General features: G+C 73.0%; 20 protein-coding genes and 4 pseudogenes. 15 read left to right on the top strand and 9 right to left on the bottom strand.

Features of this window, described 5'->3' with window-relative positions; translation table 11 throughout:
* The first annotated feature begins 193 nt into the window (after window positions 1–193).
* The 3 genes from AB0F04_RS22345 to AB0F04_RS22335 are packed head-to-tail and all read left to right on the top strand — an operon-like array spanning window position 194 to window position 2,882.
* Window positions 194–1,033: a glycoside hydrolase family 16 protein gene (locus AB0F04_RS22345; RefSeq protein ID WP_362043793.1), complete on the top strand. Its 840-nt coding sequence runs from the start codon at window positions 194–196 to the stop codon at window positions 1,031–1,033.
* 29 nt (window positions 1,034–1,062) lie between these two features.
* Window positions 1,063–1,482, top strand: coding sequence for a hypothetical protein (locus AB0F04_RS22340; protein ID WP_362043791.1), 420 nt, complete (start codon window positions 1,063–1,065; stop codon window positions 1,480–1,482).
* Entirely contained in the window at window positions 1,479–2,882 is a 1,404-nt protein-coding gene (locus tag AB0F04_RS22335) for a hypothetical protein (protein ID WP_362043789.1), read from the top strand. The genes AB0F04_RS22340 and AB0F04_RS22335 overlap by 4 nt, the downstream gene beginning before the upstream one ends.
* 12 nt (window positions 2,883–2,894) lie before the next feature.
* Here the strand turns inward: AB0F04_RS22335 and AB0F04_RS22330 are convergent, their stop codons facing one another.
* On the bottom strand, window positions 2,895–3,041 hold the full coding sequence (locus tag AB0F04_RS22330) for a hypothetical protein (RefSeq protein ID WP_362043787.1): 147 nt from the start codon (window positions 3,039–3,041) through the stop codon (window positions 2,895–2,897).
* 290 nt (window positions 3,042–3,331) lie between these two features.
* Here AB0F04_RS22330 and AB0F04_RS22325 point away from each other — a divergent pair, with 290 nt between their 5' ends.
* Window positions 3,332–3,544, top strand: a complete 213-nt coding sequence (locus AB0F04_RS22325) for a hypothetical protein (RefSeq protein ID WP_362043785.1) — start codon at window positions 3,332–3,334, stop codon at window positions 3,542–3,544.
* A 3-nt stretch (window positions 3,545–3,547) separates the two neighbouring features.
* Here the strand turns inward: AB0F04_RS22325 and AB0F04_RS22320 are convergent, their stop codons facing one another.
* On the bottom strand, window positions 3,548–5,029 hold the full coding sequence (locus AB0F04_RS22320; protein ID WP_362043783.1) for an MFS transporter: 1,482 nt from the start codon (window positions 5,027–5,029) through the stop codon (window positions 3,548–3,550).
* A gap of 62 nt (window positions 5,030–5,091) precedes the next feature.
* Between AB0F04_RS22320 and AB0F04_RS22315 the strand changes: the two genes are divergently transcribed.
* From AB0F04_RS22315 to AB0F04_RS22305, 3 genes and pseudogenes are all read left to right on the top strand, one after another.
* Entirely contained in the window at window positions 5,092–6,063 is a 972-nt protein-coding gene (locus tag AB0F04_RS22315; RefSeq protein WP_362043781.1) for a WYL domain-containing protein, read from the top strand.
* A gap of 280 nt (window positions 6,064–6,343) precedes the next feature.
* A pseudogene (locus AB0F04_RS22310) lies at window positions 6,344–7,114 on the top strand (histidine kinase); the annotation flags it as partial.
* 1 nt (window position 7,115) lies between these two features.
* Window positions 7,116–7,586 (top strand): annotated as a pseudogene (locus tag AB0F04_RS22305) (serine hydrolase); the annotation flags it as partial.
* Between the two features lie 16 nt (window positions 7,587–7,602).
* Here the strand turns inward: AB0F04_RS22305 and AB0F04_RS22300 are convergent.
* The 3 genes from AB0F04_RS22300 to AB0F04_RS22290 all read right to left on the bottom strand — a co-directional run bounded on the left by AB0F04_RS22300 (window position 7,603) and on the right by AB0F04_RS22290 (window position 11,826).
* Window positions 7,603–8,280 carry a response regulator transcription factor gene (locus tag AB0F04_RS22300; protein ID WP_362043779.1) on the bottom strand — a complete coding sequence of 226 codons (678 nt, stop codon included), beginning with the start codon at window positions 8,278–8,280 and terminating at the stop codon, window positions 7,603–7,605.
* Window positions 8,277–9,509 (bottom strand): sensor histidine kinase, encoded by a 1,233-nt coding sequence (locus AB0F04_RS22295; protein WP_362043777.1) that lies wholly within the window; start codon window positions 9,507–9,509, stop codon window positions 8,277–8,279. Before AB0F04_RS22295 ends, AB0F04_RS22300 begins: the two co-directional genes overlap by 4 nt.
* Before the next feature lie 109 nt (window positions 9,510–9,618).
* On the bottom strand, window positions 9,619–11,826 hold the full coding sequence (locus AB0F04_RS22290) for an MMPL family transporter (RefSeq protein WP_362043775.1): 2,208 nt from the start codon (window positions 11,824–11,826) through the stop codon (window positions 9,619–9,621).
* A gap of 347 nt (window positions 11,827–12,173) precedes the next feature.
* On the opposite strand from AB0F04_RS22290, the gene AB0F04_RS22285 reads away from it, so the two are divergent.
* The gene (locus AB0F04_RS22285; RefSeq protein ID WP_003991681.1) at window positions 12,174–12,377 is read left to right on the top strand and encodes a cold-shock protein; all 204 of its coding nucleotides are present in this window, start codon (window positions 12,174–12,176) and stop codon (window positions 12,375–12,377) included.
* Between the two features lie 151 nt (window positions 12,378–12,528).
* Entirely contained in the window at window positions 12,529–13,977 is a 1,449-nt protein-coding gene (locus AB0F04_RS22280) for a DEAD/DEAH box helicase (RefSeq protein ID WP_362043773.1), read from the top strand.
* A gap of 406 nt (window positions 13,978–14,383) precedes the next feature.
* Here the strand turns inward: AB0F04_RS22280 and AB0F04_RS22275 are convergent, their stop codons facing one another.
* Window positions 14,384–16,438 carry an RICIN domain-containing protein gene (locus AB0F04_RS22275; RefSeq protein WP_362043771.1) on the bottom strand — a complete coding sequence of 685 codons (2,055 nt, stop codon included), beginning with the start codon at window positions 16,436–16,438 and terminating at the stop codon, window positions 14,384–14,386.
* Between the two features lie 312 nt (window positions 16,439–16,750).
* Between AB0F04_RS22275 and AB0F04_RS22270 the strand changes: the two genes are divergently transcribed.
* Window positions 16,751–17,740, top strand: a complete 990-nt coding sequence (locus tag AB0F04_RS22270; RefSeq protein WP_362044275.1) for a LacI family DNA-binding transcriptional regulator — start codon at window positions 16,751–16,753, stop codon at window positions 17,738–17,740.
* Here the strand turns inward: AB0F04_RS22270 and AB0F04_RS22265 are convergent.
* Together AB0F04_RS22265 and AB0F04_RS22260 are read right to left on the bottom strand one after the other, a co-directional pair.
* Window positions 17,737–18,084: pseudogene (locus AB0F04_RS22265) on the bottom strand (LysR family substrate-binding domain-containing protein); the annotation flags it as partial. The gene AB0F04_RS22270 and the pseudogene AB0F04_RS22265 overlap by 4 nt on opposite strands.
* 54 nt (window positions 18,085–18,138) lie before the next feature.
* Window positions 18,139–19,071, bottom strand: coding sequence for an NAD(P)-binding domain-containing protein (locus tag AB0F04_RS22260; protein WP_362043769.1), 933 nt, complete (start codon window positions 19,069–19,071; stop codon window positions 18,139–18,141).
* A gap of 48 nt (window positions 19,072–19,119) precedes the next feature.
* On the opposite strand from AB0F04_RS22260, the gene AB0F04_RS22255 reads away from it, so the two are divergent.
* From AB0F04_RS22255 to pip, 3 genes are all read left to right on the top strand, one after another.
* Complete coding sequence (locus AB0F04_RS22255) at window positions 19,120–19,470, top strand: helix-turn-helix domain-containing protein (protein WP_362043768.1); 351 nt, start codon at window positions 19,120–19,122, stop codon at window positions 19,468–19,470.
* 155 nt (window positions 19,471–19,625) lie between these two features.
* Window positions 19,626–20,255, top strand: coding sequence for an ankyrin repeat domain-containing protein (locus tag AB0F04_RS22250; protein WP_362044273.1), 630 nt, complete (start codon window positions 19,626–19,628; stop codon window positions 20,253–20,255).
* 75 nt (window positions 20,256–20,330) lie between these two features.
* On the top strand, window positions 20,331–21,293 hold the full coding sequence (gene pip / locus AB0F04_RS22245; RefSeq protein ID WP_362043766.1) for a prolyl aminopeptidase: 963 nt from the start codon (window positions 20,331–20,333) through the stop codon (window positions 21,291–21,293).
* A gap of 739 nt (window positions 21,294–22,032) precedes the next feature.
* Here the strand turns inward: pip and AB0F04_RS22240 are convergent.
* Complete coding sequence (locus tag AB0F04_RS22240; protein ID WP_362043764.1) at window positions 22,033–23,376, bottom strand: BTAD domain-containing putative transcriptional regulator; 1,344 nt, start codon at window positions 23,374–23,376, stop codon at window positions 22,033–22,035.
* A 121-nt stretch (window positions 23,377–23,497) separates the two neighbouring features.
* Between AB0F04_RS22240 and AB0F04_RS22235 the strand changes: the two genes are divergently transcribed.
* Window positions 23,498–24,004, top strand: a complete 507-nt coding sequence (locus tag AB0F04_RS22235; RefSeq protein WP_362043762.1) for a hypothetical protein — start codon at window positions 23,498–23,500, stop codon at window positions 24,002–24,004.
* A gap of 72 nt (window positions 24,005–24,076) precedes the next feature.
* Window positions 24,077–24,211, top strand: a pseudogene (locus tag AB0F04_RS22230) (amidohydrolase family protein); the annotation flags it as partial.
* Window positions 24,212–24,218: the final 7 nt, after the last annotated feature.

The following is a 24,218-nucleotide window of genomic DNA, read 5'->3' as shown; positions in this document are numbered from 1 at the left end:
CTCCAGGCCACTCGGTGCCGTTCGCGCCGCGGGGTTGTTCGGTGCTGGTGAGGGGCCAGCCGAACAACCGCGCACGGCGGTCGAATGGCTCCAGGACGCGGCCCGGACGGGCCATGGCGCGGCGGTCCGAACCCCGCGAGGGGAGGGTTCGGGCCGCCGTCCGCACACACCCGCGACAGGCTGGAGGAGAACCATGTACGGACGACATCGCGCCCGGCACCTCGCCGTGGGGCTGGGCGCGGCGGCACTGACGCTGACGCTCACGGCGACGGCGGCGCCCGGATCCGCGAGCACCGCGGCGGAGCGGCACGGCTGGGGCGACCCGCTCGCCGCCTGGTCGGACGAGTTCGACTACGGCTCCGGATCCGCTCCGGCCGTACCGGACCGCGCCAAGTGGCGCCTGGCGGGCGGCGGTCCGGACAAGTGCTGGCCCGGCCACGCCGGCAACGGCCGCCGCTGCGACGCCAACACCCGCGTCGTCGGCGGAGTCCTGCGCATGACCGGCGAGACGGACGGCGACACCGGCTGGCTCGCCTCGCAGTACGGGCAGAGGTACGGCAGGTGGGAGGCGCGCGTACGCTCCCGCCCCACCGCGCCCGACAACGGCCGGACGTACCACCCGCTGCTCATCCTGTGGCCGGACTCGAACAAGCACCCCGAGGACGGCGAGTACGACTACCTCGAGAACGGCGCCCCGGGCGAGGACTGCGCCGAGGCGTTCCTGCACCACCCCCACCCCGAGGACGTCCCCGTACAGCAGGAGCACGCGCGCAAGTGCGGCGTGGACCTGTCGCAGTGGCACAACATCGCCGTCGAGTGGACCCCGGCCCACCTGCGCGGCTTCATCGACGGCGAGGAGTGGTTCCGCTTCTCCGGCGGCGCGAACGAGGACCGGGACTGCGTCCAGTGCGCCCCGTCGATGCACCAGACCATCCAGCTCGACAACTTCCACGGCGACGGCCTGCAGAGCGCCGTCCACGAAGTGGACTGGGCGCGGGTCTACGACCTGCCGGACGACGAGAGCGCGAGGTGACCGCGATGCCGGACCCCACGACGACACGCATGCCGAAGTCACTGATGTGGATCCTCGTCCTGGTCTGCGTGCACGGGATCGGAACCTTCTTCGGCGCCTGGGCGATCATCGACGAGAACCAGAACAAGCTGGACCACGGCCAGGACCCCCTGATGCCGATGCCCATGGCCTGGTTGCTGGCGCTGTTCTGCTGTGGGCTGGCGGCGCTCCACCTCACCTGTGTCGTACTGGCGCGCGGGCGACGCCCCTGGGTGCGGGTCGCGCTCATCGTGTGCCTGTCCATCGCGTCGCTGGGGGTGGTCTTCGCCGCCCTCGGTTCGCTGGCGGCCGGAGCACCGAGCCTCCCGGCCTTCCTGTTCGCGCTCGCGGACCTGGCGGCCCTGTGGACGGTGAGCGGCGGGACCGGCCGCCGGTACTTCTCGGCACGCGCGGAGGTGCGGACTCCATGACGTACCGGACGTACGAACCCCCGAGGGGGTCCGTCGACCCCCTGGCGGTGGCCCTCGGCAACGCCACCCTGCTCGGCACCGGCTATCTGCTGCTGCGTCGCAAACGGCTGGCGGCGACCGCCGTGCTCGGCGCGGCCGTGCTGCTGCACCTCACGGCCAGGACCGCCGAGGCCCGCTACGAGGTCCTGCTCCTCGCGTGGTGGGCAGCCGGCATCGCCCACGGCTGGTTCATGGCCCGACGGCGCCCCGAGCACGCCGTACGTCCCGGTCAGCGCGCGGGCACGCTCGCCCTCGCCCTCGCGGTGGTGCTGACCGCCACGCTGCTGCGGATCGACGCGTACGGCATCGAGGAGCGGGTGACCGAGGCCCGCGAGGACGGCGACTGCCGGGCAGCCGTGGCGGCGCAGGGCGGGGTGTGGTGGGGCCACCGGCTGGCGGGCGCGCCGGTGGTGGAACCCGGCGACGCGGTCGTGGCGGCCTGCCACCGGCTCGACGGGGCGGCGTCCGTCCTGGCCCGCGCCGCACGCACCGGCAGCACCGAGGACCTGGGGCGGGGCTTCGGCACCCTCACGGGTGTCCTGAACGACGGCCCCGGCAACGAGCAGACCGTCAGCACGACCCTGGACACCTTCCTCGACGCACTGCCCACCGACGACGCCTGCGGCACCGCCGCCCTCACCGCCTGGCTCCGCGGCCGCGGCCCCAGCCACGACGTCCTGGACCGCTCCGCCGGTACGGCGGCCCGCACCGAACCCGCCGCCCTGGTCGGCTGCGGCGACCACCTCATGACCGAGGACGCCTGGCCGCGGGCGCGGGACCACTACCAGCAGCTCCTCGACACCTACCCGGACGACTCCCGCACGGACGAGGCACGCGGCGGCGTGCGCAAGGCCACCCTCGCCATCGAACTGAACCGCGTGCGCGGCCTGGTGGACGACACGTATGACGCGTCGTCCGGCTACTGCGCCAAGCCGGCGAAGTACAGCGGCGCCCCGGCGTACCGCAAGGGCTCCGGCCGCGCCCTGTTCCTCGGCGACTCCGAGTACACCGGCCAGCTCCCCGGGTCCTGGCGCACCGGCGACCCCGCCAAGGCCGCCCTCGTGGTCTGCGCGGACGAGGCGGAGAACGGAGCCGCCGTGCAGACGTGCCGCTACGAGAACAAGAAGTCGAAGTACCTCCCCCACCAGGTGACCTTCCACAAGGTCAAGATTCCCCTGAAGGTCTACGCACTGCGCACCGGCAAGCGCCTGGACCCCCGCTCGGTCCAGATCGGCGGCGGCAGCTGCCCGAGCGTGCTGCGCTACGAGTACTACATGTACGACCTGGGCCCGGGCGACCAGTTCGTCTCCACGTCCAAGTCGGGGGTACGGGACGCGTTCCGGCCGGTCCTCGGACGGTGAGGCTGCCTCCGGTCAGGCCCGGCTCATGCGTCCGGGCGTGGCCCGGGCCGGGAGCAGCCCATGGGCGGTACCGAACAGGACGGGGGCGGCCACGGCCAGTCCCAGACCGGCGCCCAGGGCCACGACGGAGCACGTCCCGGCGGCGAGCGTCAGCAGCACCTGGCGCGGTGTCGCACCGGACAGTCGCAGGACCCGGAGGTCGTGGAGGCACAGTCAGACCATGGTGAGCCGCTGTGGCAGCAAGGGCAGCCCATAGCCTGCGCTGTCCGCAGACGCCATCCGTCACTCCGAGTGCCGTCCGGCCAGGCGGACGAAGGCCTGCGGACAGTCCGGCTGCTCCAGGCCGAGCAGCCCGCGCCGGCGGTCCTCGTCCTCAGCCAGTACGTCGAGCAGACCATCGCCGACGAACTGCTCGACGACCGGAAGACTTCGCCGACGCCGCCGCCCGCGTGGCCTCCGGCGCGACGGTCGTCGACCCCGAGGTCGTACGCCGGCTCCTGGCCCGCCGCCTGGTCGTCACGGACGCCGCCGTCGCCAAGCACATCGCGAGCATCCTCCAGAAACCCGGCCTCCCCCATCTGCCCCCGACGACCACCGCCGGGTGCCGGCGGTACCGGCGGGCCCGGACCCGCTGGGCGGTCAACGGGCGGGCCGGCCAGTGAGGTTCACTCGTCGGCCTGCTCGGCCGCGGTCCTCGGGAGCGCGAGCATCACGAGTGCCGCGACGACGTAGAGCACCGCGGAGACGACGAGGACGACGGCGAGCGCATGACCGTAGCCGGCCGGTTGGGGTGTGCCGGTCGCCGATCCGGTGACAGTCGTGAAGAAGACCGTGCCGAGGACGGCGATGCCGACGGCGCCGCCGATCTGGTTGACGGTGGAGAGCACGCCGCCCGCGGCGCCCGCGTGGCGTCCGGGGACGCCGGCGAGGACGACGTTGACGAGGATGGGGGCGGCGAAACCGAGCCCGAGGCCGCCGATGAAGAGGGCGAGGGCAAGGTGCCAGTATCCGGGATCGTTGCCGTCCCTGATGACCGCCCACAGGACGAGATGGGACGCCGCGATGGTGAGCGAGCCGGTGACGAGCAGGGTCCTGCCGGCCCTGGCGGCGAGAGCGACACCGAGTCCCGAGGTCATGATCGAGCCGAGCGCGTACGGCAGGATCACCAGACCGGTCTCCCACGCGGTGCGGTCCGTGCCCATCTGGAGGTAGACCGACAGGGTGAGGAAGAACGACCCGATGCCGCCGAAGAAGAGCACGGACGCGCTCAGGCCGACCGTGAAGGAGCGGATGCGGAGCAGAGCGGGATCGAAGACTGGTTCTTCCCCGCGTCCGGTGAGGCGACGTTCGTGGACGAGGAAGATCGCCAGCACGGTGATTCCGGCGGCGAGGAGGGCGTAACTGGCCCAGGTCCATCCCCAGCTCTCCGTCTGGATGACCGGCAGGAGCAGGAGCAGGATGCCTGAGCCCGCGAGCAGCGCGCCCGGGAGATCCTGCCGCGCGGTCGAGGCGGAGCGGGACTCCGGCAGCACCTTCGCGCCGATGACCAGCGCCAGGATGGAGACAGGAATGTTGATCCAGAAGATCGTGCGCCATCCCAGATCGAACAGGTCGCCGTCGACGAGCAGCCCGCCCAGCAGCGGTCCGGCGACCGACGCGAGCCCCTGCACCGCTCCGTAGGCGCCGAACGCCTTGGCACGCTCGCCGGGGGCGAACGATGCCCGGATGATGCCGAACACCTGCGGAACCATGATTCCCGCGGTCAGTCCCTGCGCGGCTCGCATGCCGATGAGCGTTCCCGGGCCGGATGCCAGCGCGCAGAGGGCGGAGGTGACCATGAACCCGGCCAGCCCGGTCATGAACAGGCGCTTGCGGCCGTACTGGTCACCGAGCCGTCCGCCGGTGATCAGGCCCGCACCCAGGGCGAGGACGTAGGCGGCGATCACCCACTGGATCTGAGCGTCGCCGGCCCCCAGGTCCCGGGCCATCGCCGGGGCCGCGACGGTGACGATCGTCGCGTCGAGAAGGTCCATGAAGGAACCGAAGAGCACCACCAGAAGCGCTGCGTTCGCGCCAGCGCCGGAGACGAGTGCCGAGGAAGCGGCGGGTGCGCGCGTGTCCTCGTGGGGAGTCTGTGAAGCGGCCATGCCGGCCACCATGGCAGGCATAGTTGCCATCGAGTGACCGCTTCATGTGAGGGGATGAGCCAGTGACCGCCACCTCCGCACGGACGCTGAAGCTGCTGTCGATCCTCGGGGTCGGCGCGACGCTGACCGCCGGGGAACTCGCCACGAGGCTGGGGACGTCGGCACGGACCGTGCGACGCGACATCGACACGCTCAGAGAGCTCGGGTACGAGATCGAGGCCGTGCGCGGGGCCGGCGGAGGTTACCGGCTCGGCCGCGCCACCCGCTTGCCGCCGGTCGTCTTCGACGAGGAGCAGGCCGTCGCGGCGGCCGTCGCGCTCCAGACAGTCCCCACGATCCTGTCCGGCATCCGCGAGAACGCGGCCCGCGCCCTCAGCACGCTGCGGCAGGCCATGCCTGCCCGCAGCCGCGTCAACGCCGAAGCCTTCACCGTCTCCGCGGCGCGCAACTACTGGGAGTTCCCCGCAGCGCCCATCGACGCAGAGATCGTCCGCGTCATCGGAGGCGCGATCAACCGGCAGCACATCGTCCGCGCGGACTACACGGGCGAGGACGAACCGACGACCCTCACACTGGAACCGCACGACCTCGTCGTGTGGGCGGCACGGTGGTACCTCGTCGCGTTCCAGCCGGACGCCGACCGATGGCGCGCGATGCGCATCGACCGCCTCGAACCACGTATGCCCACGGGGAGGACCTTCGACCGCCGCGACGTCCCGCACGGCGATCCGGTCGCGTTCGTCATGACCACGCACGACCGAGGCGACACCCCGGCGGAATGGCCGTGCCGCGGCTCGGCGCTCATCGCGCTGCCCACGCCCGTCGTCGCCCGGTTCGCCCCCGGCGGATCGACGGTCGAGCACCACACCGACTCCGACTGCCGGCTCACACTCGGTGCGTGGTCATGGGCCGGGCTGGCAGGACTGCTCCTGACCTTCGACGCCGACCTCATGGACATCGAACCGGCAGAGCTGAGGAAGGCGCTCAGCTCCCTGCGCACCCGCATCGACGAAGGACTCGGGCGCTCTGGGTGAGTGCACCGGGATGTCTCCGCTGCACTCCCCCGCCCCGCCGGGAAGACATGCCCCACACCGGACAACCGACGGGCGGCTGCTCACCGTCGACGAGATCGACGAGGCCACCCGTCGCCAGGTCACCTTCCGGGCCCCCGGGGCGTGACGCGGCCCGTTACCGTGTGCAGGCGTGGGGGGAATACACAGGGACATACGGAAGTGGTGGCAGCGCGCCCGGGCACTCGGGGCGGCCAATCCCCTGGTCGTCGACATCGGCATCGCGCTCCTGGTCCAGGGCGCGATGACCATGCCGTTCGTCGTGCCGAGGGCGGCCGGTGCGCCGCCGGCGACCTGGGCGGCGTACGGGCTGAGCACACTCACCGTCGTGCCCCTGGTCTGGCGGCGGCGCGTCCCCGTCACCGTGCTGTTCGCGGTGCTGGCCGCCAACGCGCTGTACCGGCTGACCGTGGACGGCCCCGGGCAGCCGCTCCCCTACACCGGGCTGGTGGTCGTGTACACGATTGCCGCACTGTCGTCGGCGCGGAAGCGGCTGGTCACCGGCGGGGTGCTGCTGGTCGCCGTGCCGGTCGGAGTGTGGCTCAACACCCGCTCCGCCCGTGAACTGACCTTCTCCCTCTTCGTGTTCGCCGCCGCCTACGTGTTCGGGCGGCTGACCGACGCCCGGCAGCGGGCCCACCGTGTCGAGGCCGAACAGGCCGCCGCGCGCGAACGGGCCCGGATCGCACGGGAGATGCACGACGTCCTCTCCCACGCCGTGAGCCTGATGATCGTGCAGGCCGAGACCGGACCGGTGGCGGTGCGGGCCGCGCCCGAGCGGGCCGTGGCCGCCTTCGACGCCATCTCCGCGACCGGGCGCGACGCCATGACGCAGTCGCGGAACATGCTGGGCGTGCTGCGGGACGACGCCGACGAGCCCGGTCTCCTCGACCGGGTGCGCGGAAGCGGGCTCGACGTGACGTACCGGGCCGTAGGGGACGTCCGGCCCGTTCCGGAGGGCGCCGGGGCCACCGTCTTCCGGGTGGTCCAGGAGGCCCTGACCAATACCCTCAAGCCCCGGTACGAAGCCGCGCATCACCAAGCCGCACAACCACGGCTACCAGACCATGCGGCTCGACGACGGCACGACCGGGCTCCGGGACGTCTCCGTGTGGGGGACGACGGACGGCTGGGCGGCCGGGGACCTCATCTCGACCACCGCCGACCTGGAGCGGTTCACGCACGCCCTGTTCGGGGGGCGGATCGTACGCGGGCCGCTGCTGGACGAGATGTTCACGCTGCCCCAGGTGACCGACTTCGGGACCGGGGAGCCGGCCGCCTACTCCGCGGGCCTGTCCATGAAGGTGCTCGGCGGGCGGGAGGTCTGGGGCAAGACGGGCGGGCGCTGGGGATACAACGCCGCCATCGCCTCCACCCGCGACGGCTCCCGCACCCTCGCCTACAGCGTCAACTCCACCGACGCCAAGGGCCGGGGCATGAACCGGACCGCCGAGAAGATCATGGTCGCGGCCTACGGCATGCCGTAGGCGGCCGGTACGCCGCTCACGCCGGTGGTGTCGCCCGTACGAGCCCCGTCTGGTACGCGATGACGACCAGCTGTGCGCGGTCCCGGGCGTGCAGCTTGGTCATCGCCCGGTGGATGTGCGTGCGCACGGTCAGCGGGCTGAGGATCAGGTCCTCGGCGATCTCCGAGTTGGACCTGCCCTCCGCGGCCAGGGCCATCACCTCGCGTTCGCGGACGGTGAGGTCGGTGAGGCGCTCCGGCGGTGCCAGGTGGGTGCCGGGGGCGGGGGCCAGGAGGAAGCGGGTGATGAGGGAGCGGGTGGCGACGGGCGACAGGAGGGCCTCGCCGGAGGCCACCGTGCGCACGCCGTCCAGCAGGGTGTCGGCGGTGACGTCCTTGCCGAGGAAGCCGCTGGCTCCGGCGCGCAGGGCCTGGGCGACGTAGTCCTCGGTCTCGAACGTGGTGAGGATCAGGACACGCGTGGCGGACAGCTCCGGATCCGCGCACAGCTCGGAGGTGGCGGTGAGGCCGTCGGTGCCGGGCATGCGGATGTCCATGAGGACGATGTCCGGGCGCAGCTTCCGGGTCAGACCGACCGCCTCGGCACCGTCGGACGCCTCGCCGACCACCTCCATGTCCGCGCAGGAGTCGATGAGGATGCGGAAGGTGGCCCGCAGCAGGGCCTGGTCGTCGGCGAGCAGCACCCTGATGGTCATGCGGTGGTCCCTTCGGTGAGGTGGGAGGAGGGTTGCAGGGGCAGCGCGGTGGTGACCTCGAAGCCGCCCTGGGGGCGGGGGCCGGCGCACAGTTCGCCGCCGATGGACAGGGCGCGTTCGCGCATGCCCATGACGCCGAAGCCGCGGCCCCGGGCGGCCTCCGGCACCCTGGGACCGTCGTTGGTGACGGTGATCAGCAGACGGGAGCCGGTGTAGACGAGCAGCACGTGGGCGGTCTCGGCGGTGGCGTGCTTGGTGACGTTGGTGAGGGCTTCCTGCACGATCCGGTACGCGGTCAGGTCCACGCCGGGCGACAGCGGCCGCGGTTCCCCTCGCGTGGTGACGGTGACCTCCAGGCCCGCCGACTCGCACGCCGAGACCAGCTCCGGCAGCCGGGCCAGGCCCGGGGACGGCTCCAGCCCGGCGGAGCCGGGGGCGTCGTCGTCGCGCAGCAGGCCGAGCGTGGCCTTCAGTTCCCGCAGCGCCGAGGACGTGGTTCCGGTCAGGTCGGTGAGGATCTTCCGGCTCTGTTCGGGGCTGGTGAGCGCGAGGTGCGCGGCCGTGCCCGCCTGGGCGTTGGCCAGGGCCATGTGGTGGGCCACCACGTCGTGCAGCTCCCGGGCGATGCGCACCCGCTCCTCGGTGACGCGCAGGCGGGCCTCCTCCTCCCTGGTGCGCTCGGCGTGTTCGGCCCGGGCCCGCAACGACTGGAGGTAGGCGCGCCGCAGCTGCGTCATCTTGCCGGCGGCGAGCGGCAGCATCAGCCAGAAGATCGGGCCGATCGTCCGCAGCAGCAGCGAGACGTGGTTCATGGAGCCGGAGAACACCGCCGCGAGCGTCACCGCGAGCAGGGCGGAGAGGCCGTAGACGCGGGTGGCCCTGCGGTCGGTGAGCGCCGCCAGCCAGTAGAGGGCCGCCATGACCGGTGCCAGCAGCAGGGGCGTGACCAGGTAGCCGAGCGCGACCGCGGCCACCGTGCAGGTTCCTGCCACGACGACGGCGGTGCGCGGGTGGGTGCGGTGCTTGAGCAGGACGAGGCAGGCCACACCCATGAGGGCGGTGGCGGTCTTGTCATGGTCCGGCGGGTCGGCGCCTGGCATGGTGAGCGTTCCGCCGAGGGCGGTACAGCCCATCAGCGCCAGGACCGTCGCCAGATCGACGAGGAACACATGGCGTGCCGAGAATTCCTCGAGGCGATCCTGGTAGCGCCGCTCCGGGCTGATGTTCATCGGGCTCTTTCGGTCGGTGGGGCTTCGACCATCGTGGTCGACGCCGGGCGGGAAGGCCCGAGGGGCCGCCCGTGTCCTTCGCCACGGGCGGCCCGGGGGTGCGGGTGCCTCAGGTGCGGGCCGGCTCCAGGTCGCGGGCGGGGTCCGCGGCCGGTGCCGGCTCCGGCCGGCTGAGGGCCTCGCCCTCCACGTCGACCCGGGGCAGCGCCCGGTCCAGCCACTTCGGGAGCCACCAGGCCTTGTCGCCGAGCAGGGCGAGAACGGCCGGCACGATCGCCATCCGCACGACGAAGGCGTCGAAGAGGACCGCGGAGGCCAGTCCGAAGCCGATCATCTTGATCATGGAGTCGCTCTCGCCGATGAACCCGGCGAACACGGCGATCATGATGAGGGCGGCGGCCACGACCACCCGGGCGCTGTGCCGGAAGCCGGACGTGACCGCCTGGGCGGGCGACTCGCCGTGGACGTGGGCCTCCCGCATCCGGGAGACGAGGAACACCTCGTAGTCCATCGCGAGGCCGAAGACGATCCCCACCAGGAAGATCGGCATCAGGCTCATGATCGGGCCGGTCTGCTCCACGCCGAGGAGCTCCGCGCCGTGGCCCTGCTGGAAGACCACCACGACCGCGCCGAGGGAGGCCAGCACCGACAGCAGGAAGCCGAGGGCCGCCTTGAGCGGGACGAGCAGGGACCGGAAGACCACCAGCAGCAGCACGACCGCCAGGCCGACCACGACGACCAGGTACGGGACCAGCGCGGCCTGGACCTTCTCGGCGATGTCGATGTTCATCGCGGTGGTGCCGGTGACCTCGTAGGTCGCGCCGGTGCCGGACTCGAGGCCGGGGCGCTCGTCCCGGATGGTGGTCACCAGGTCCTTGGTCTTCTCGTCCGTCGGCGCGGTGGCCGGCACGGCCGAGAAGACCGCGGTGTCGCCGGCTTCGTTGAAGCGGGCCGGGGAGACGGACACGACGCCCTCGGTGCCGCCGATCTCCTTCGCGATCGTGCCCGCGGCGGCCTTCGGGTCGGCGGCCCCCCTGGCGTCCACGACGACGGTCAGCGGCCCGTTGAAGCCCGGCCCGAAGCCCTCGGCGAGCGCGTCGTAGGCCCGGCGCTCGGTGGCGGAGACCGGCTTGGCCTCGTCGCCGGGCATGCCGAGCTGGAGGCCGGCGGCGGGCAGGGCGAGGGCGCCGAGGCCGACGACGCCGAGGAGCAGCACGGGCAGGGGGCGGCGCAGCACGAACCGCGCCCAGCGGGTGCCGGCGTTGTCCCCGGTGCTCCCCTCGATCCGGCCGCTCCTGCGGGCCCGCCGGGTGAGCACGGCGTTCGGCCAGAAGCCGAGGAGGGCGGGGACGAGGGTGAGGGCGACCAGTACGGCGACGACGACCGCGCCCGCGGCGGCCAGCCCCATCTTGGTGAGCATCGGGATGCCGACCACGGCGAGCCCGGCCAGCGCGATCACGACGGTGAGCCCGGCGAAGACGACCGCGGAACCGGCCGTGCCGACGGCCAGCGCCGTCGCCTCCTGCGGTGTGCGGCCCTTGGCGCGCTCCTCCCGGTAGCGGGAGACGACGAACAGGGCGTAGTCGATGCCGACGGCGAGGCCCAGCATCATCGCCAGGGTGCCGGTGGTCGTGGACAGGCCCAGCGCACTGGACAGCGCGAGGATGGTGGCCATGCTGACGCCGACGCCGACGACGGCCGTGAGCAGGGGCAGCCCGGCGGCGGCCAGCGAGCCGAAGGTGACCAGGAGCACCACGGCGGCGATCGCGACACCGATCACCTCGGCCGCGCCGCCCGGCCCGCCCTCGGCGCCCAGCGCGCTGCCGCCCGCCTCGACGGTCAGGCCGGAGTCCCGGGCCCGGTCAATGGTCCGTTCCAGGTGGTCGCGGCTCGCGTCGGTGAGGTCGTCGGCACCGACCTTGTAGGTGACCGTGGCGAAGGCCGTCGTGCCGTCCTTGCTGATCGTCTTCGCCGCGAACGGGTCCACGGCGTTCGCGACCTGCGTGCCGTCGCCGAGCCCGGCCACGGCCTTCTCGACGGTCTTCCTGTTCCCGGCGGCCGTGACCTTCTCGCCGCCCGGCGCGATGAAGACGACCCTGGCCGTCGCGCTGTCGGCCGTGGCCCCGGGGAAGCGCTGGTCCATCAGGTCGAACGCCTTCTGGGACTCGATGCCGGGCATCGAGAACCCCTCGTCACCGGCCGCCGGGGCCTTGAGGGAGCCCAGCCCCACGGCGGCCAGGACGGCCGCCCAGACCAGGGCGACGTACCAGCGCCGCCGGAAGGCCAGACGGCCCACTCGATACAGGAAAGTTGCCACGGCAGGAGGTCTCCACATCTGGTGTCGGACGTCTGCCAAGCCTGTCCGTGGGGGGCCTGTCCCGTCGTCGTGCGCCTGCCGACAATCTCCGGTACTCGGAACGCAGTACGCGGGGGCGCCGGGTCCACCCCGGGTACGAGATTCCCGAGCCTTCTGAACCGGCCTGTGCTACCTTGGCTGGCGTTGCAGTTTTGGTTCCCAGAGACTTCGAGTGCTCTTTCGACCTTTGTCGACGCGAGCACTCTTTTTTGTTTCCGAGGATTCTCGGATCTCCTTAGGGTGATCATTTCGGCGACTACGGGTCCGCAAGGTGCGGGCCCTGAGTACTGCCCTCAAGGGAGATTCATATGGCTACCGGCACCGTGAAGTGGTTCAACTCGGAAAAGGGCTTCGGCTTCATCGAGCAGGAGGGTGGCGGCCCGGACGTCTTCGCCCACTACTCGAACATCGCCACCTCTGGCTTCCGTGAGCTCCAGGAAGGCCAGAAGGTCACCTTCGACGTCACGCAGGGCCAGAAGGGCCCGCAGGCCGAGAACATCGTTCCCGCCTGACGCGTACGCGCATGCCCTGACCGGGGCCCGCACCCTCGCGGTGCGGGCCTCGGCTCGTTTTGTTTGTCTCCGGCTCAACTCTTGCGAATCCCGCGGCACTTCGCTGCCGCGGCGCATTCCTCGACGCGTGCCGCATCGAGGAAGGTTCCCCATGGACCGTACGGCTCGCAGGAACAACGGCTCTCCCCCTTCCCGCGGCAGCGGGTCCCGCTCCCGTAAGCCGGGTGGCCAGGGCACGGCCTCCCGCCCGTCCGGCGGCGGCCGCGGCGGGCGCCGCCCCGCCCCCAGCCGGGAGTTCGCACCGCCCGCCACCGTCACCCCGGCGCTGCCCGCCGTCGAGGCGTTCGACGACCTCGACCTGCCCGAGCGGCTGCGCGCCGCGCTGCGCGCCGAGGGGCTGACCGCGCCGTTCCCGATCCAGGCGGCGACGCTGCCGAACTCCCTGGCCGGCCGGGACGTCCTCGGCCGTGGCCGCACCGGCTCGGGCAAGACCCTGGCCTTCGGGCTCGCCCTGCTGGCCCGGGTCGACGGGCGGCGGGCCGAGGCCCGGCAGCCCCTCGCCCTGGTCCTGGTACCGACGCGCGAGCTGGCCCAGCAGGTCACCGACGCCCTGACCCCCTTCGCCCGCGCGCTGCGGCTGCGTCTCACCACCGTGGTCGGCGGCCTGCCGATCGGCCGGCAGGCGAACGCGCTGCGCAGCGGCGCCGAGGTCGTCGTCGCCACGCCCGGACGCCTCAAGGACCTCATAGACCGAGGTGACTGCCGTCTGGACCACGTCGACATCACCGTCCTCGACGAGGCCGACCAGATGACCGACATGGGCTTCATGCCGCAGGTCACCGCCCTGCTCGACCAGGTGCGGCCGGGCGGGCAGCGGATGCTGTTCTCGGCCACCCTGGACCGCAACGTCGACCGGCTGGTGCGCACGTACCTGCACGACCCGGTGGTGCACTCCGTCGACCCCTCCGCGGGCGCCGTCACCACGATGGACCACCACCTGCTGCACGTGGAGGACGACGACAAGCACGCCACCACGACCCGGATCGCCGCCCGCGACGGACGCGTGATCATGTTCCTGGACACCAAGCACGCCGCCGACCGGCTGGCCAAGAAGCTGCTGGCCGTGGGCGTGCGGGCGATGGCGCTGCACGGTGGGAAGTCCCAGTCCCAGCGGACCCGGACCCTGGCCCGTTTCAAGGACGGCCAGGTCTCGGTGCTGGTGGCGACCAACGTCGCCGCACGCGGCATCCACGTCGACAACCTCGACCTCGTCGTCAACGTGGACCCGCCCGGCGACCACAAGGACTACCTGCACCGCGGCGGCCGTACGGCGCGGGCCGGGGAGTCCGGCACCGTCGTCACGCTGGTCCTGCCGCACCAGCGGCGGGAGATGAACCGGCTGATGGCCGACGCCGGGATCACCCCGCAGGTCACCCGGGTCCGCTCGGACGAGGCCGAGCTGAGCCGCATCACCGGGGCTCAGGAGCCCTCGGGCGTGCCCGTCGTCCTCGCCCCGCCGGCCGCCGAGAAGCCCGCCGCGCGCACGGGTTCGGCGTCGAACGGACGGCGGAACAGGCCGTCCCGGGGGCGCCGCCGCTGAGGTGCCGGGCCGGGTGGCGCCGGTGCCCGCCCCGGGCCGCCGCGAAAGCGCCGGACACGGGCCGGCGGTGCCCGCCTGCCCGGGGGCACGTCCGCCGGCCAGGCGGACGCGGCGGCGCCGCTGCCCGCCCCGGCCCCTGTGTCCCGAGGCCGCCGCCGAAGCGCCGGGCACGGCCCTTCGGATGCCGGCCCGGCCGCGCTGCCGGGCTCCCCGGGGCCTCCGCGCAGACACCGTTGATTCCTCGGTCCGCTCGTGACCCCGCCGTCCCCCTCGGGGGTCGCCACGGCCGTCCGCTGCCGCCGGACGGGCGGACGGGCAGCACGACGCCCCCGCCGCGTCGCACAGGGCGGCGGGCGGCGGGGGCGTCTCGGCTCAGGCGTGCGGAGGCCTCAGGCGTGCGGAGGCGTCAGCCGTTCGTCACGTCCGTCACCGTCCAGCGCTGGTTGGAACCGGAGTTGGGCTGCCACACGCCGACAGAGGCGCCGTCACTGGTGGACTGGCCCGCGACGTCGGGGAGTTGGCCGGTGGCGGCGTTGACGAGGGTCCAGGTGCCGTCGCCGGTCGTGGACATGATCCACTCGGCTGCCCTGTCGCGGCTGCCCTCGTCCGGCTCGGCGACCAGGGCGCCGTCCCGGACGGCCAGCCGCTTGCCGGAGGCGGTCTCCGTGAGGACGTACCGCTTGCGGTTGTCCTTGCCGCGGATCTGCTCGACCCGCCACCGCTGACCGCTCGGGTCGCTCGCGTTCGCGCCCTTGATGACCAGGCCCGTGCCGTTGCCGGCGATGGTGAGGTCCTTGCCGCTCTGGACGCCGGTGAGGCGGTAGGTGTGGCCCTCGCGCAGCTCGGCGGCGTCCTTCGCCACTCCGGAGACGCCCTTGACGAGGAAGGACGTCACCGACTGCGCGGGCACCGTGAGGGTGGCCTGCTTGCCGGAGACGCGGACGGGCTTGTGCTTCTCCAGCTTGCCGTCGGCGCTGGTCACCACCGGGGTGACCGTGGCGCGGGAGGAGACCCGGCCGAACTTCGACAGGTCGAGCGTGACCTCGCGTGCCTCGGTGGCGCTGTTGACGTGCACGACGGTCGCCGCGTCACCCTTGCGGGAGATCGCCGCCGCGCTGGAGGTGTCGTTCGTCTTGATCAGCCGGTCGCCGGGCTTGATGAAGTGCGTGAAGTTGCGGGCCGTGTCGAACTTGGTGTTGGTGTAGACCGGGCAGGTCTTCAGGGTGTCCTTCGAGGTGCAGCTGAACGGGAGCTGGATCTCGCCCCAGTTGCCGCCCTTGGCGGACTCGCCGCCCGGCTTCATGTTGTCGTAGTCCTCGACGGGCTGCCAGAACACCCAGGCCTTGGGCTCCAGTTCCCGCAGGTCGTCCACCATGCGCTGGGCGAGGCCCAGGCCGGGCCGCATGTCCGTGAAGCTCTGGCCGTCGCCCCAGTCGCCCTCGACCTCGCTCATCCACAGCGGCTTGTCGGCGGCCTTGGCCAGGTCGCGGACGGTGGTGCGCTGGCCGGTGCCGTAGGTGTGGACGTTCATCTGGGCGACGAGGTCGCGGACCTCCTGGGGGTAGGAGTTCCAGTTCGTCGCGAACGTGCCCGGGTTCGTCTCGTCCATCGCGGATATCTCCGCGTGCGAACGGGACTTCTCCAGGACCGGGGCCAGGGCGCGGATCACCTTCTGCTGGAGCTCGGGGCCGATGTGGGCGCCCTCCTGGCGGCCTCCGACCGGCTCGCCGTCGGGACCGAGCTTGGTGCCCCAGTAGTTCGTGTTCGGCTCGTTGAAGGGGTCGAGGGTGTCGACCTTGATGCCGTGCGCCTTCTCAAGACGCTCGGTCGCCCCCACCAGGTACTCGGCGAAGTCGTCGACCGACCCGGGCTTCAGCTGGTCCTTGCCGGCGTCGAAGTTGCCGGAGACGTAGCCGCTCTCGGTCATGAACCAGGGCGGGGAGTTGCTGAAGGTCTCCCAGTGGGTGATGTCCTTCTTGATGCGGTCGACCCACCAGCGCTGGGTCTTGTCGGCCTTCTTGTTCCAGTCGGCGGGGTCGTCCGCGTCCCACCAGTCGACGTCCTCGCGGGTGGTGCCCGCCGGGGCCTTCCACCAGCCCTCGACCGCCCCGCCGGCCCGCAGGTAGTCCTTGACGTCGGGGGCGTTGCCGCCGCCGATGTTGTAGCGGGCGATGTTCAGGGCGAGGCCCTCGTCGCCGAAGAGCAGCTTGTAGAGCTTCTCGCGGATCGCGGGCGGGTAGTCGCCGGTGGCGTTGGCGAACCAGACCAGGCTGGTGCCCCAGCCCTCGAACTTCTCCCCCGCGTAGGAGGGGTCGGGCCGGACGGTGACCCCGGCGGCCGCGGCCCGGGCCGGCTCGGCGTGCGCGGCGGGCAGGGTCGTCGTGGCCAGGAGGGTCCCGGTCGCCACGGCGGTGACGCCGATGGCCCCGAGGAGCCTTCTCCGACGGGTGCGGTGTGCCATTCGAGTACTCCAGCTCTTCTGCGTGCCGCGCGTCCCGGCGGCCGCAGAGATCGGGGCCTGCGTGGTGCGACTGGTACGGGTTCGGTTGCTTCTCGTACGATTTCGCCTAGGCAATGTTTACGTAAACATCCACTGGCGGGATGTCTACACTGTCCGAATCTCAGGGGTCAAGGACTCGTTCCGGACCGAAATCCGCGCCCGGTGCGCTGCGAGGGAAGCGAGGGGCAGGTGGGCACGGTGAACGGTGAGAGCGAGCCGGGCGGCACGAGCCGCACGAGACGGCGTGCGGCCCGCCCCCGGCAGGGCGCCTCCATGGCCGACGTCGCCCGGCTCGCCGGGGTCTCCTCCCAGACGGTCTCCCGCGTCTCGAACGGCTTCCCGGGCGTCACCGCGGACACCCGCGCGCAGGTCCTGGCCGCCATGCGGGAGCTCGGCTACCGGCCCAACAGCGCGGCCCGGGCGCTGCGCCGGGGCGAGTTCCGCACGCTCGGCGTGATCACCTTCTCGCTCTCCACCATGGGCAACATCCGCACCCTGGAGGCCATCGCCACCTCCGCCGCCGAGCACGGCTACGCCGTCACCCTGCTGCCCGTGGCCGTCCCCACCCAGGACGAGGTGAACGGCGCCTTCTCCCGGCTGGGCGAGCTCGCCGTGGACGCCGTCATCGTCATCATGGAGATCCACCTGCTCGACGCGGCGACGGTCTCCCTGCCGCCCGGCGTGCAGGTCGTGGTGGCCGACTCCGACGCCGGCGACCGCTACACCGTCGTCGACACCGACCAGGCGGGCGGCGCCCGGGACGCCGTACGGCACCTGCTGGACCTCGGCCACGACACGGTCTGGCACCTGGCCGGTCCGGAGGGCTCCTTCGCCGCCCAGCGCCGGGCCAACGCCTGGCGCGACACGCTGACCGCGGCGGGCCGGGTTCCGCCACCGCTGGTCCGGGGCGACTGGTCGGCCGAGTCCGGCTACCGGGCGGGCCTCCTCCTCGCCGACGACCCGGACTGCACAGCGGTGTTCACGGCCAACGACCAGATGGCCCTGGGCCTGCTCCGCGCCCTGCACGAACGCGGCCGCCGCGTCCCCGACGACGTCAGCGTCATCGGCTTCGACGACATCCCCGAGTCCGCGTCCTTCCTCCCGCCCCTGACGACGATCCACCAGGACTTCGCGGAGGTGGGGCGGCTGTGCGTGGAGGGGGTGCTCAGCAAGATGCGCCAGGACGGGGTGGAGCACGGGACGACGCTGGTGCCGACGCGGTTGGTGCGGCGGGGGAGCACGGGGGCGTGGCGGGAAGGCTAGGGTCCGTCCGGCGGATCTTGGGTGAGGGTTGCCAGCAGGTGTGTGACCGGAGGGCTTTGGTCGTTCTTGCGCCAGGCGACGGCGACTCTCGTGCGAGCGGTGCTGGGCTCGATCCTGCGGAAGGCGACGCCTTTGAGGCGCATGCGCCGGATGCCCGCCGGGGCCAGGGAGACGCCCAGACCGGTTTCGACCAGCGCGCACACGGTTTGCCACTCCACGGCGTACTGGGCTACCTGCGGTGTGAAGCCCGCTGCGGTGCACAGGCCGGTGATCTGGTCGTGCAGCTGCGGGCCGACCGCCCGCTCCGGTCCGGCGGAACGGGCGGGGTGCCCGCGGTCCGCGAGATGCTCGCGGGGTGCGGGCGGGCGTTCGGCCTGCCCGCCCGCCCCGCGTAGCGGTCAGCGCCGTCCGATGACCTCCGCGACGCGGATGAAACCGTCCTGCCCGTGCCCGAGCCCGACGGCGCGGCGGGCCATGCCCTCGGCCGCGCGCATGACACCGGCGTCGATGCCGTGCGACTCGGAGACGTGGACGATGTGGGACATGGACGACACGGCCGAGGTCAGCGGGTTGCCCTCACCGGAGTAGGAGCCGTCGTCGGCGTCCACGGCGGTCTGTGCGAACAACGGCGGGAGGATCGCGCCGATGCCCTGGGCGAAGGGCGCCAGTTCCCTCGCGGTGATGCCCTCGGCCCTGGCCATCGCCATGGCGTGCGCATAGCCGGCCATGGCCGTCCAGAAGATGTCGAGCAGGGCGATGTCATGGGCCGCGGCCCGGCCCGGCTCCTCGCCGAGATGGGTATGGGTGCCTCCCAGCGCTTCCAGTACCGGGACGAGTTCGCGGTAGAGGTCCTCGGGTCCGCTGTGCAGGAGAACCGCGTCGGGCGTGCCGATGGTGGTCGCCGGGGTCATGATCGCGCCGTCCAGGTAACGGACGCCGTGCGCGGCCGCCCAGGCGGCGGTGTCGCGGGCCCGGGCGGGGGTGTCGGCGGTCAGATTCACGACCGTACGCCCCTTGAGGGCGGCTTCGACCTCGTCCTGGCGCAGCACGGCGTCGGCGGCGTCGTAGTTCACCACGCAGACGACGATCACCTCGCTCGCCGCCACCGCTTCGGCCGCCGACGCCGCGCCCACCGCACCGCGGTCGAGGAGCTCCCGGTCGCGGCCCGGCGTACGGTTCCAGACGGTGGTGCGCAGGCCCGCGTCGGCGAACGCACCGGCCAGGGCCCGGCCCATCGGGCCGAGACCGAGGACGGTCACCGCCCCGGCCGGGTGATCGGCGGGCGGCCGGGCGGAATGCGCCGAGGCCGGTGCAGCGCTGTGGGAAGGCATGCTGAACTCTCCTGAAGTGAAAGACACTTGATGACAAAGGGGGCGACTGTGACGCGTCGGCGCCAGGATCCGAACGTCTGCGGAGTGACCGCCGCGATCGCCGTGATCGACGGCAAGTGGAAGACGGCCCTGCTCTGGCTGCTGGAATCGGGCCCGCACCGCCCGGCGGAACTGCGCCGGCGACTGCCGGGCCTCTCCGAGAAGGTGCTGACCGAGGCCTTGCGGGAGATGGCGGCGGACGGACTGGTGCACCGTGAGGTGCACGACGTGCTGCCGCCGAAGACGGTCTACTCCCTCACCGACTCCGGCCGCGAACTCGCCGACACGCTGGCGCCGTTGTCCGACTGGGGCCACCGCCGCCTGGAAAGGCTGGCCGAGGCCGCCCGGCCGGCCTCCTGACGCGGGCGCCACCTCCGTCCCTTCCGCGCCCTGTGCCTCACCGGCCGCCCACCACCAGGTTCACCCGGCGTCCGCGTGCTGCCAAGTCCCCACAAAAAGGTGGGTGTTCCGGAGGCCCGATGATCCGGCTCGATTAGCGTGGTCCGGTGATCAGGATGCTTGAGTGGGACGGCCTCACCGACCGCGCGCGGTTCAGCCAGTGGTACCTGGACCGGCGGGACGGCTTCTCGGACAGGGCGCGGGACGCCGACTGGGGCCGGCTCTTCGAGGCGCTGGGAGAGTGGCCGGAGTGGGTCAACCTGCCCCGGCCCGGCAACCGCAGCGGCTTCTCCCCGCTGCATCAGGCCGCCTGGCACGGCGCCGACTTCGCCGTGGTGTCCCGGCTGATCGCACACGGCGCCTGGCGCACCCAGCGCACCCGGGACGGCCGCCGCCCCGTCGACATCGCCCGGGAGCGCGGGCACACGCACCTGCTGGAGCTGCTCGAACCGGTCACGGTGCGGCCCCTGCCCGCCCCGGCGGACGTCCTGGAGCAGCAGGTGCACACGCTGATGCGGCGGACGACGGGCCGGTGCTTCGAGGAGGTCGAGCACCTGCTGCCGCCGCTCGCTCCCCTCACGGAGGGGCACTCCGTGAAGGTCGTCTTCACGGTGGTCGGCATGATGGGCGGCTTCCGGTACCACCTCGAACGTGACCACGTGCACGTGCACGCCAGTTCACGGATGGACGCCGACGACGGGGACCACTACAAGGTGACGCCCGAGGGCTGGGACGAGATCAGGTAGTCGAGGGCATCGCACCGGGCGGGAGCGGGCTTTCCGGCACGCGAACCCGCACCAAGGCGAGAGGGGACATCCGGCATGACCGAGCTCTACCCCGCCGGCATCGAGCCGTACGCGCACGGCATGCTCGACGTCGGCGACGGTGACCGCGTGTACTGGGAGGCCTGCGGGAACCCCGCGGGCAAGCCCGCCCTCGTGCTGCACGGCGGGCCGGGGTCCGGAGCGGGGCCCTTCTGGCGCCGGCTGTTCGACCCGGCGGCCTACCGCATCGTGCTCCTCGACCAGCGCGGGTGCGGGCGGAGCACGCCCGACGCGGCCGATCCCGGGACCTCGCTCGCCGCCAACACCACGCACCATCTCATCGCGGACATCGAGCTGTTGCGGGAGCACCTCGGCATCGGGACGTGGCTGGTCCTCGGCGGCTCCTGGGGCGTCACCCTCGCCCTGGCCTACGCCGAGCAGCACCCCGGGTCCGTGTCCGGGCTGGTCCTCTTCAGCGTCACCAGCACCACGCGCCGCGAGGTGGAGTGGGTCACGCGGGACATGGGGCGGATCTTCCCCGAGGAGTGGGCCCGGTTCCGCGACGCCGTGCCGGAGGCCGAGCGCGAGGGGAGCCTGGTGGACGCCTACGCCCGGATGCTCGCCGACCCCGATCCCGCCGTACGGGAGCGGGCCGCGCGGGAGTGGTGCCGGTGGGAGGACGTGCACGTCTCCACCCTGCCGGGGCACCGGCCCGACCCGCGCTACGAGGACCCGCGCTTCCGGATGCGCTTCGCCCGGCTCGTCACGCACTACTGGCGGCACGCCGCCTTCCTGGAGGACGGGGCGCTGCTGCGCGACGCCGGGAAGCTGTCCGGCATCCCGGGCGTGCTGATCCACGGCCGGATGGACATCAGCGGGCCTGCGGACATCGCGTGGCACCTGGCACAGGTGTGGCCGGACGCGGAACTCGTCCTGATCGGCGGCGAGGGGCACGGGCTGTCGGGAACCTCCTCGACGGCGGCCGTGGTGGCGGCGACGGACCGGTTCCGGGACGCCTGAGGTTCCCGCGCCACCCTCTGGCGGCGAGCCGCCACGGTTCTGAGGGCTGCACGGTCCGCCGTCCGGCGGCCGCAGCGGTTCCGCCCGGCGACGGACCGCCTGCGGCGCCGCCCTCGACGCACGCCGGGGGCCCGCCGGGGACCGACCCGGCCCGGGACGCGTGAGGGCTCCGCCGTCCGCCGCCGGCGGGCCGCAGCAGTCCCGCTCGGCGTCGAGCGGCCTACGGCCACCCCCAACGCACGCCACAGTCCCGCCGAGGACCGACCCGGCCCGGGACGCGTGACGGCTCCACCGTCCGCCGCCGGCGGGCCGCAGCAGTCCCGCTCGGCGTCGAGCGGCCTACGGCCACCCCCAACGCACGCCGCAGTCCCGCCGAGGACCGACCCGGCCCGGGACGCGTGAGGGCTCCGCCGTCCGCCGCCGGCGAGCCGCAGCAGTCCCACTCGGCGTCGAGCGGCCTGCGGCCACCCCCAACGCACGCCGCAGTCCCGCCGAGGACCGACCCGGCCCGGGACGCGTGAGGGCTCCGCCGTCCGCCGCCGGCGGGCCGCAGCAGTCCCGCTCGGCGTCGAGCGGCCTGCGGCCACCCCCAACGCACGCCGGAGTCCCGCCGGGGACAGACCCGGCCCGGGACGCGTGAGAGCCCCCCGTCCGCCATCAGCGGACCGCCGTAGCCCCGTCCGGCAGCGGGCCGCCCGTCCACTCCGCCCGGCGACAGGGCTCCGAACCCCGCCCTCCCTCAGCTCACAGCACAGCCCTGTCCCGCCCCGCACGTGCGCAGGCTGCACCATCTGCGGCGGCCGCTCTCGTCGAGGAACAGCCAGCCGCAGTCGGGGGCGGGGCAGGCGCGGACGGTGAAGCGGCGGGGGTCGGTGAGGAGTTCGCCCGCCGTGCGGGCCACCGCGTGCAGGGGCAGGCGCAGTCCGGCGGACGGGGACGGCTGCCAGCGGCCCAGGCCGTCCTCGCCCCGGGTGAGGACCGAGAGACCAGCAGCCTCCTGCACCACCGCGGCGACCGCCTTGAACGCCCGGCCGTCCTGCGGGTCGGTCAGGCAGGCGTACAGGTCCGTGCGGAACCGCCGGGCCTCGTCGAGGGCGGTGGTGGCCTCGTCCGGCCGGCGCAGGGCCCGTTCCCGCAGCCGGGCGGTCTGCCGGTGCTCGATCAGGTCCAGGTGCCCGGCCCACACGGCGAGCGTGGCGTAACCGCGCAGCCACTCCGACCCGGGCAGCCGGTCCCCGCCCCACCCGGCGTAGGTGTTGCAGAACTCCAGCGCGGGGTGTCCGCTCGTGCTCCAGGGGAGCCACTGGTCGTCGACCCGCACCGCGTAGACGGGCCCGGGCGGCCGGTCCAGCCGGGGGTCGCCGCTGAGCATCCGCTCGTGCAGGGTGCGCAGTTCGCGGCCCGGCCCGATGCCGAGGTCGGTCGCGAGGAGGGCACGGGTGCGGTCGTAGAGCCGGAGCGCTTCGGCCCGGCGGCCCGTGCGGTGCAGGGCGGTCATCTGCGCGGCGACCAGGCGCTCGCGGGCCGGATGCTCCGGGAGCAGCGGCGTCAGGTCCGCGACGACCCGCTCGGGCAGCCCCATGCCGAGCTGGGCCTCCGCCCGTCGTTCCACCGCCGACAGCCGCAGTTCGCCCAGCCCGCCGTCGAGCCGGGAGCGCAGCCGGTCGTCGGCGACATCCGCGAGCAGGGGGCCCTGCCACAGCGCGAGGGCACGGTCGTAGTGGCCGATCCGCTCCACCGGGTCACGGGCGTCGGCCGCGTGCCCGACCAGCTCGGTGAACTCCCGCGCGTCGATCCGGTGCGGGCCCCGCTCCACGGCGTAGCCGTCGTGCCGGGTCTCGACGGACACCCCGTACGGCCGGAGTGCGGCGCGGAGCCGGCCGACGTAGGTGTGGACGGTGGCGCGGGCGGAGGCGGGCGGGGCGTCGTCCCAGAGCAGGTCGATGAGGCGGCCGGTCGGGACGGAGTGGCCGGCGTGCAGCAGCAGGACCGCCAGCAGGCACCGCTCCTGACGGCGGCTGCCGAGCAGCACCGGCCGCCCCTCGTGACGGGCGGCGAACGGACCGAGCAACTGGAAATCCATGACTGTCCGGCAGCGTAACCGGGCGGGCCGGGGCCCGGCGGCGGGAGTGGTGAGGCTTTGGTCAGAAGCAGGGGCCAGACTTCGGCGCACCGTCCTTTCACCCCTCCGCACAGGGAGAACCATGCGCCGAACCGCCCTCGCCCCCGTGGCACTTGTGGCCGTCCTCCTCGGCCCGCAGCCCGCGTCCGCCGCGACCGGGACCGGCTGGGAGCCCGCGCCCTCCGCACCGTGGGACGTCGCCGCCGGTGTGCGGTGCGACTTCCCCGTCCACGGCGAGCCCGTCGTCGACGAGGTCGTGCGGCGGGTGCTGAGCACCTACCCCGACGGCTCCGCGCGGCGGGTCGCCTACCGGGGCGATCTGGTCATCCGCGTCACGAACACCGGGACCGGCGCCACCCACGACGCCGACGCGAGCGGCTCGGCCGTCGTCGAGTACCGGCGCGACGGATCACAGCGCTGGGCCGTGCGCGGCCCGGTGTTCGTCGGTGTCGGGGAGGGCGGTGGCACCCTGCCGCGCGGCCTGTACATCGTCGACGGCGTCTACACGATGGACATCGGCGCCACCGGGTACAAGTCCGTGCACCTCGTCCACGGGACCACGGACGACCTGTGCGCCCGCATCGGCTGAGGTGAGCGGGGACCGCAGCGGGGGTGACACATCCCTCACCGGTCCCTCGCGCACGGCACTGGCCCCGCCGCCCTGCTCGGTTCCGACTTCCCCAACATCCCCTACCCGTACCTGGACCAGCTCCACGCCCTGGAGCGGCTGGGACTGGGGGACGCGTGGCTGAGGGCCGTGTGCCACGACAACGCGGCGGAGCTCTTCGGTCTCTGACCGCACC

Origin of the sequence: Streptomyces sp. NPDC029041, from assembly GCF_040637515.1 — a bacterium.
Taxonomy (GTDB): domain Bacteria; phylum Actinomycetota; class Actinomycetes; order Streptomycetales; family Streptomycetaceae; genus Streptomyces.
This window is presented reverse-complemented; position numbering and strand designations above follow the sequence as displayed.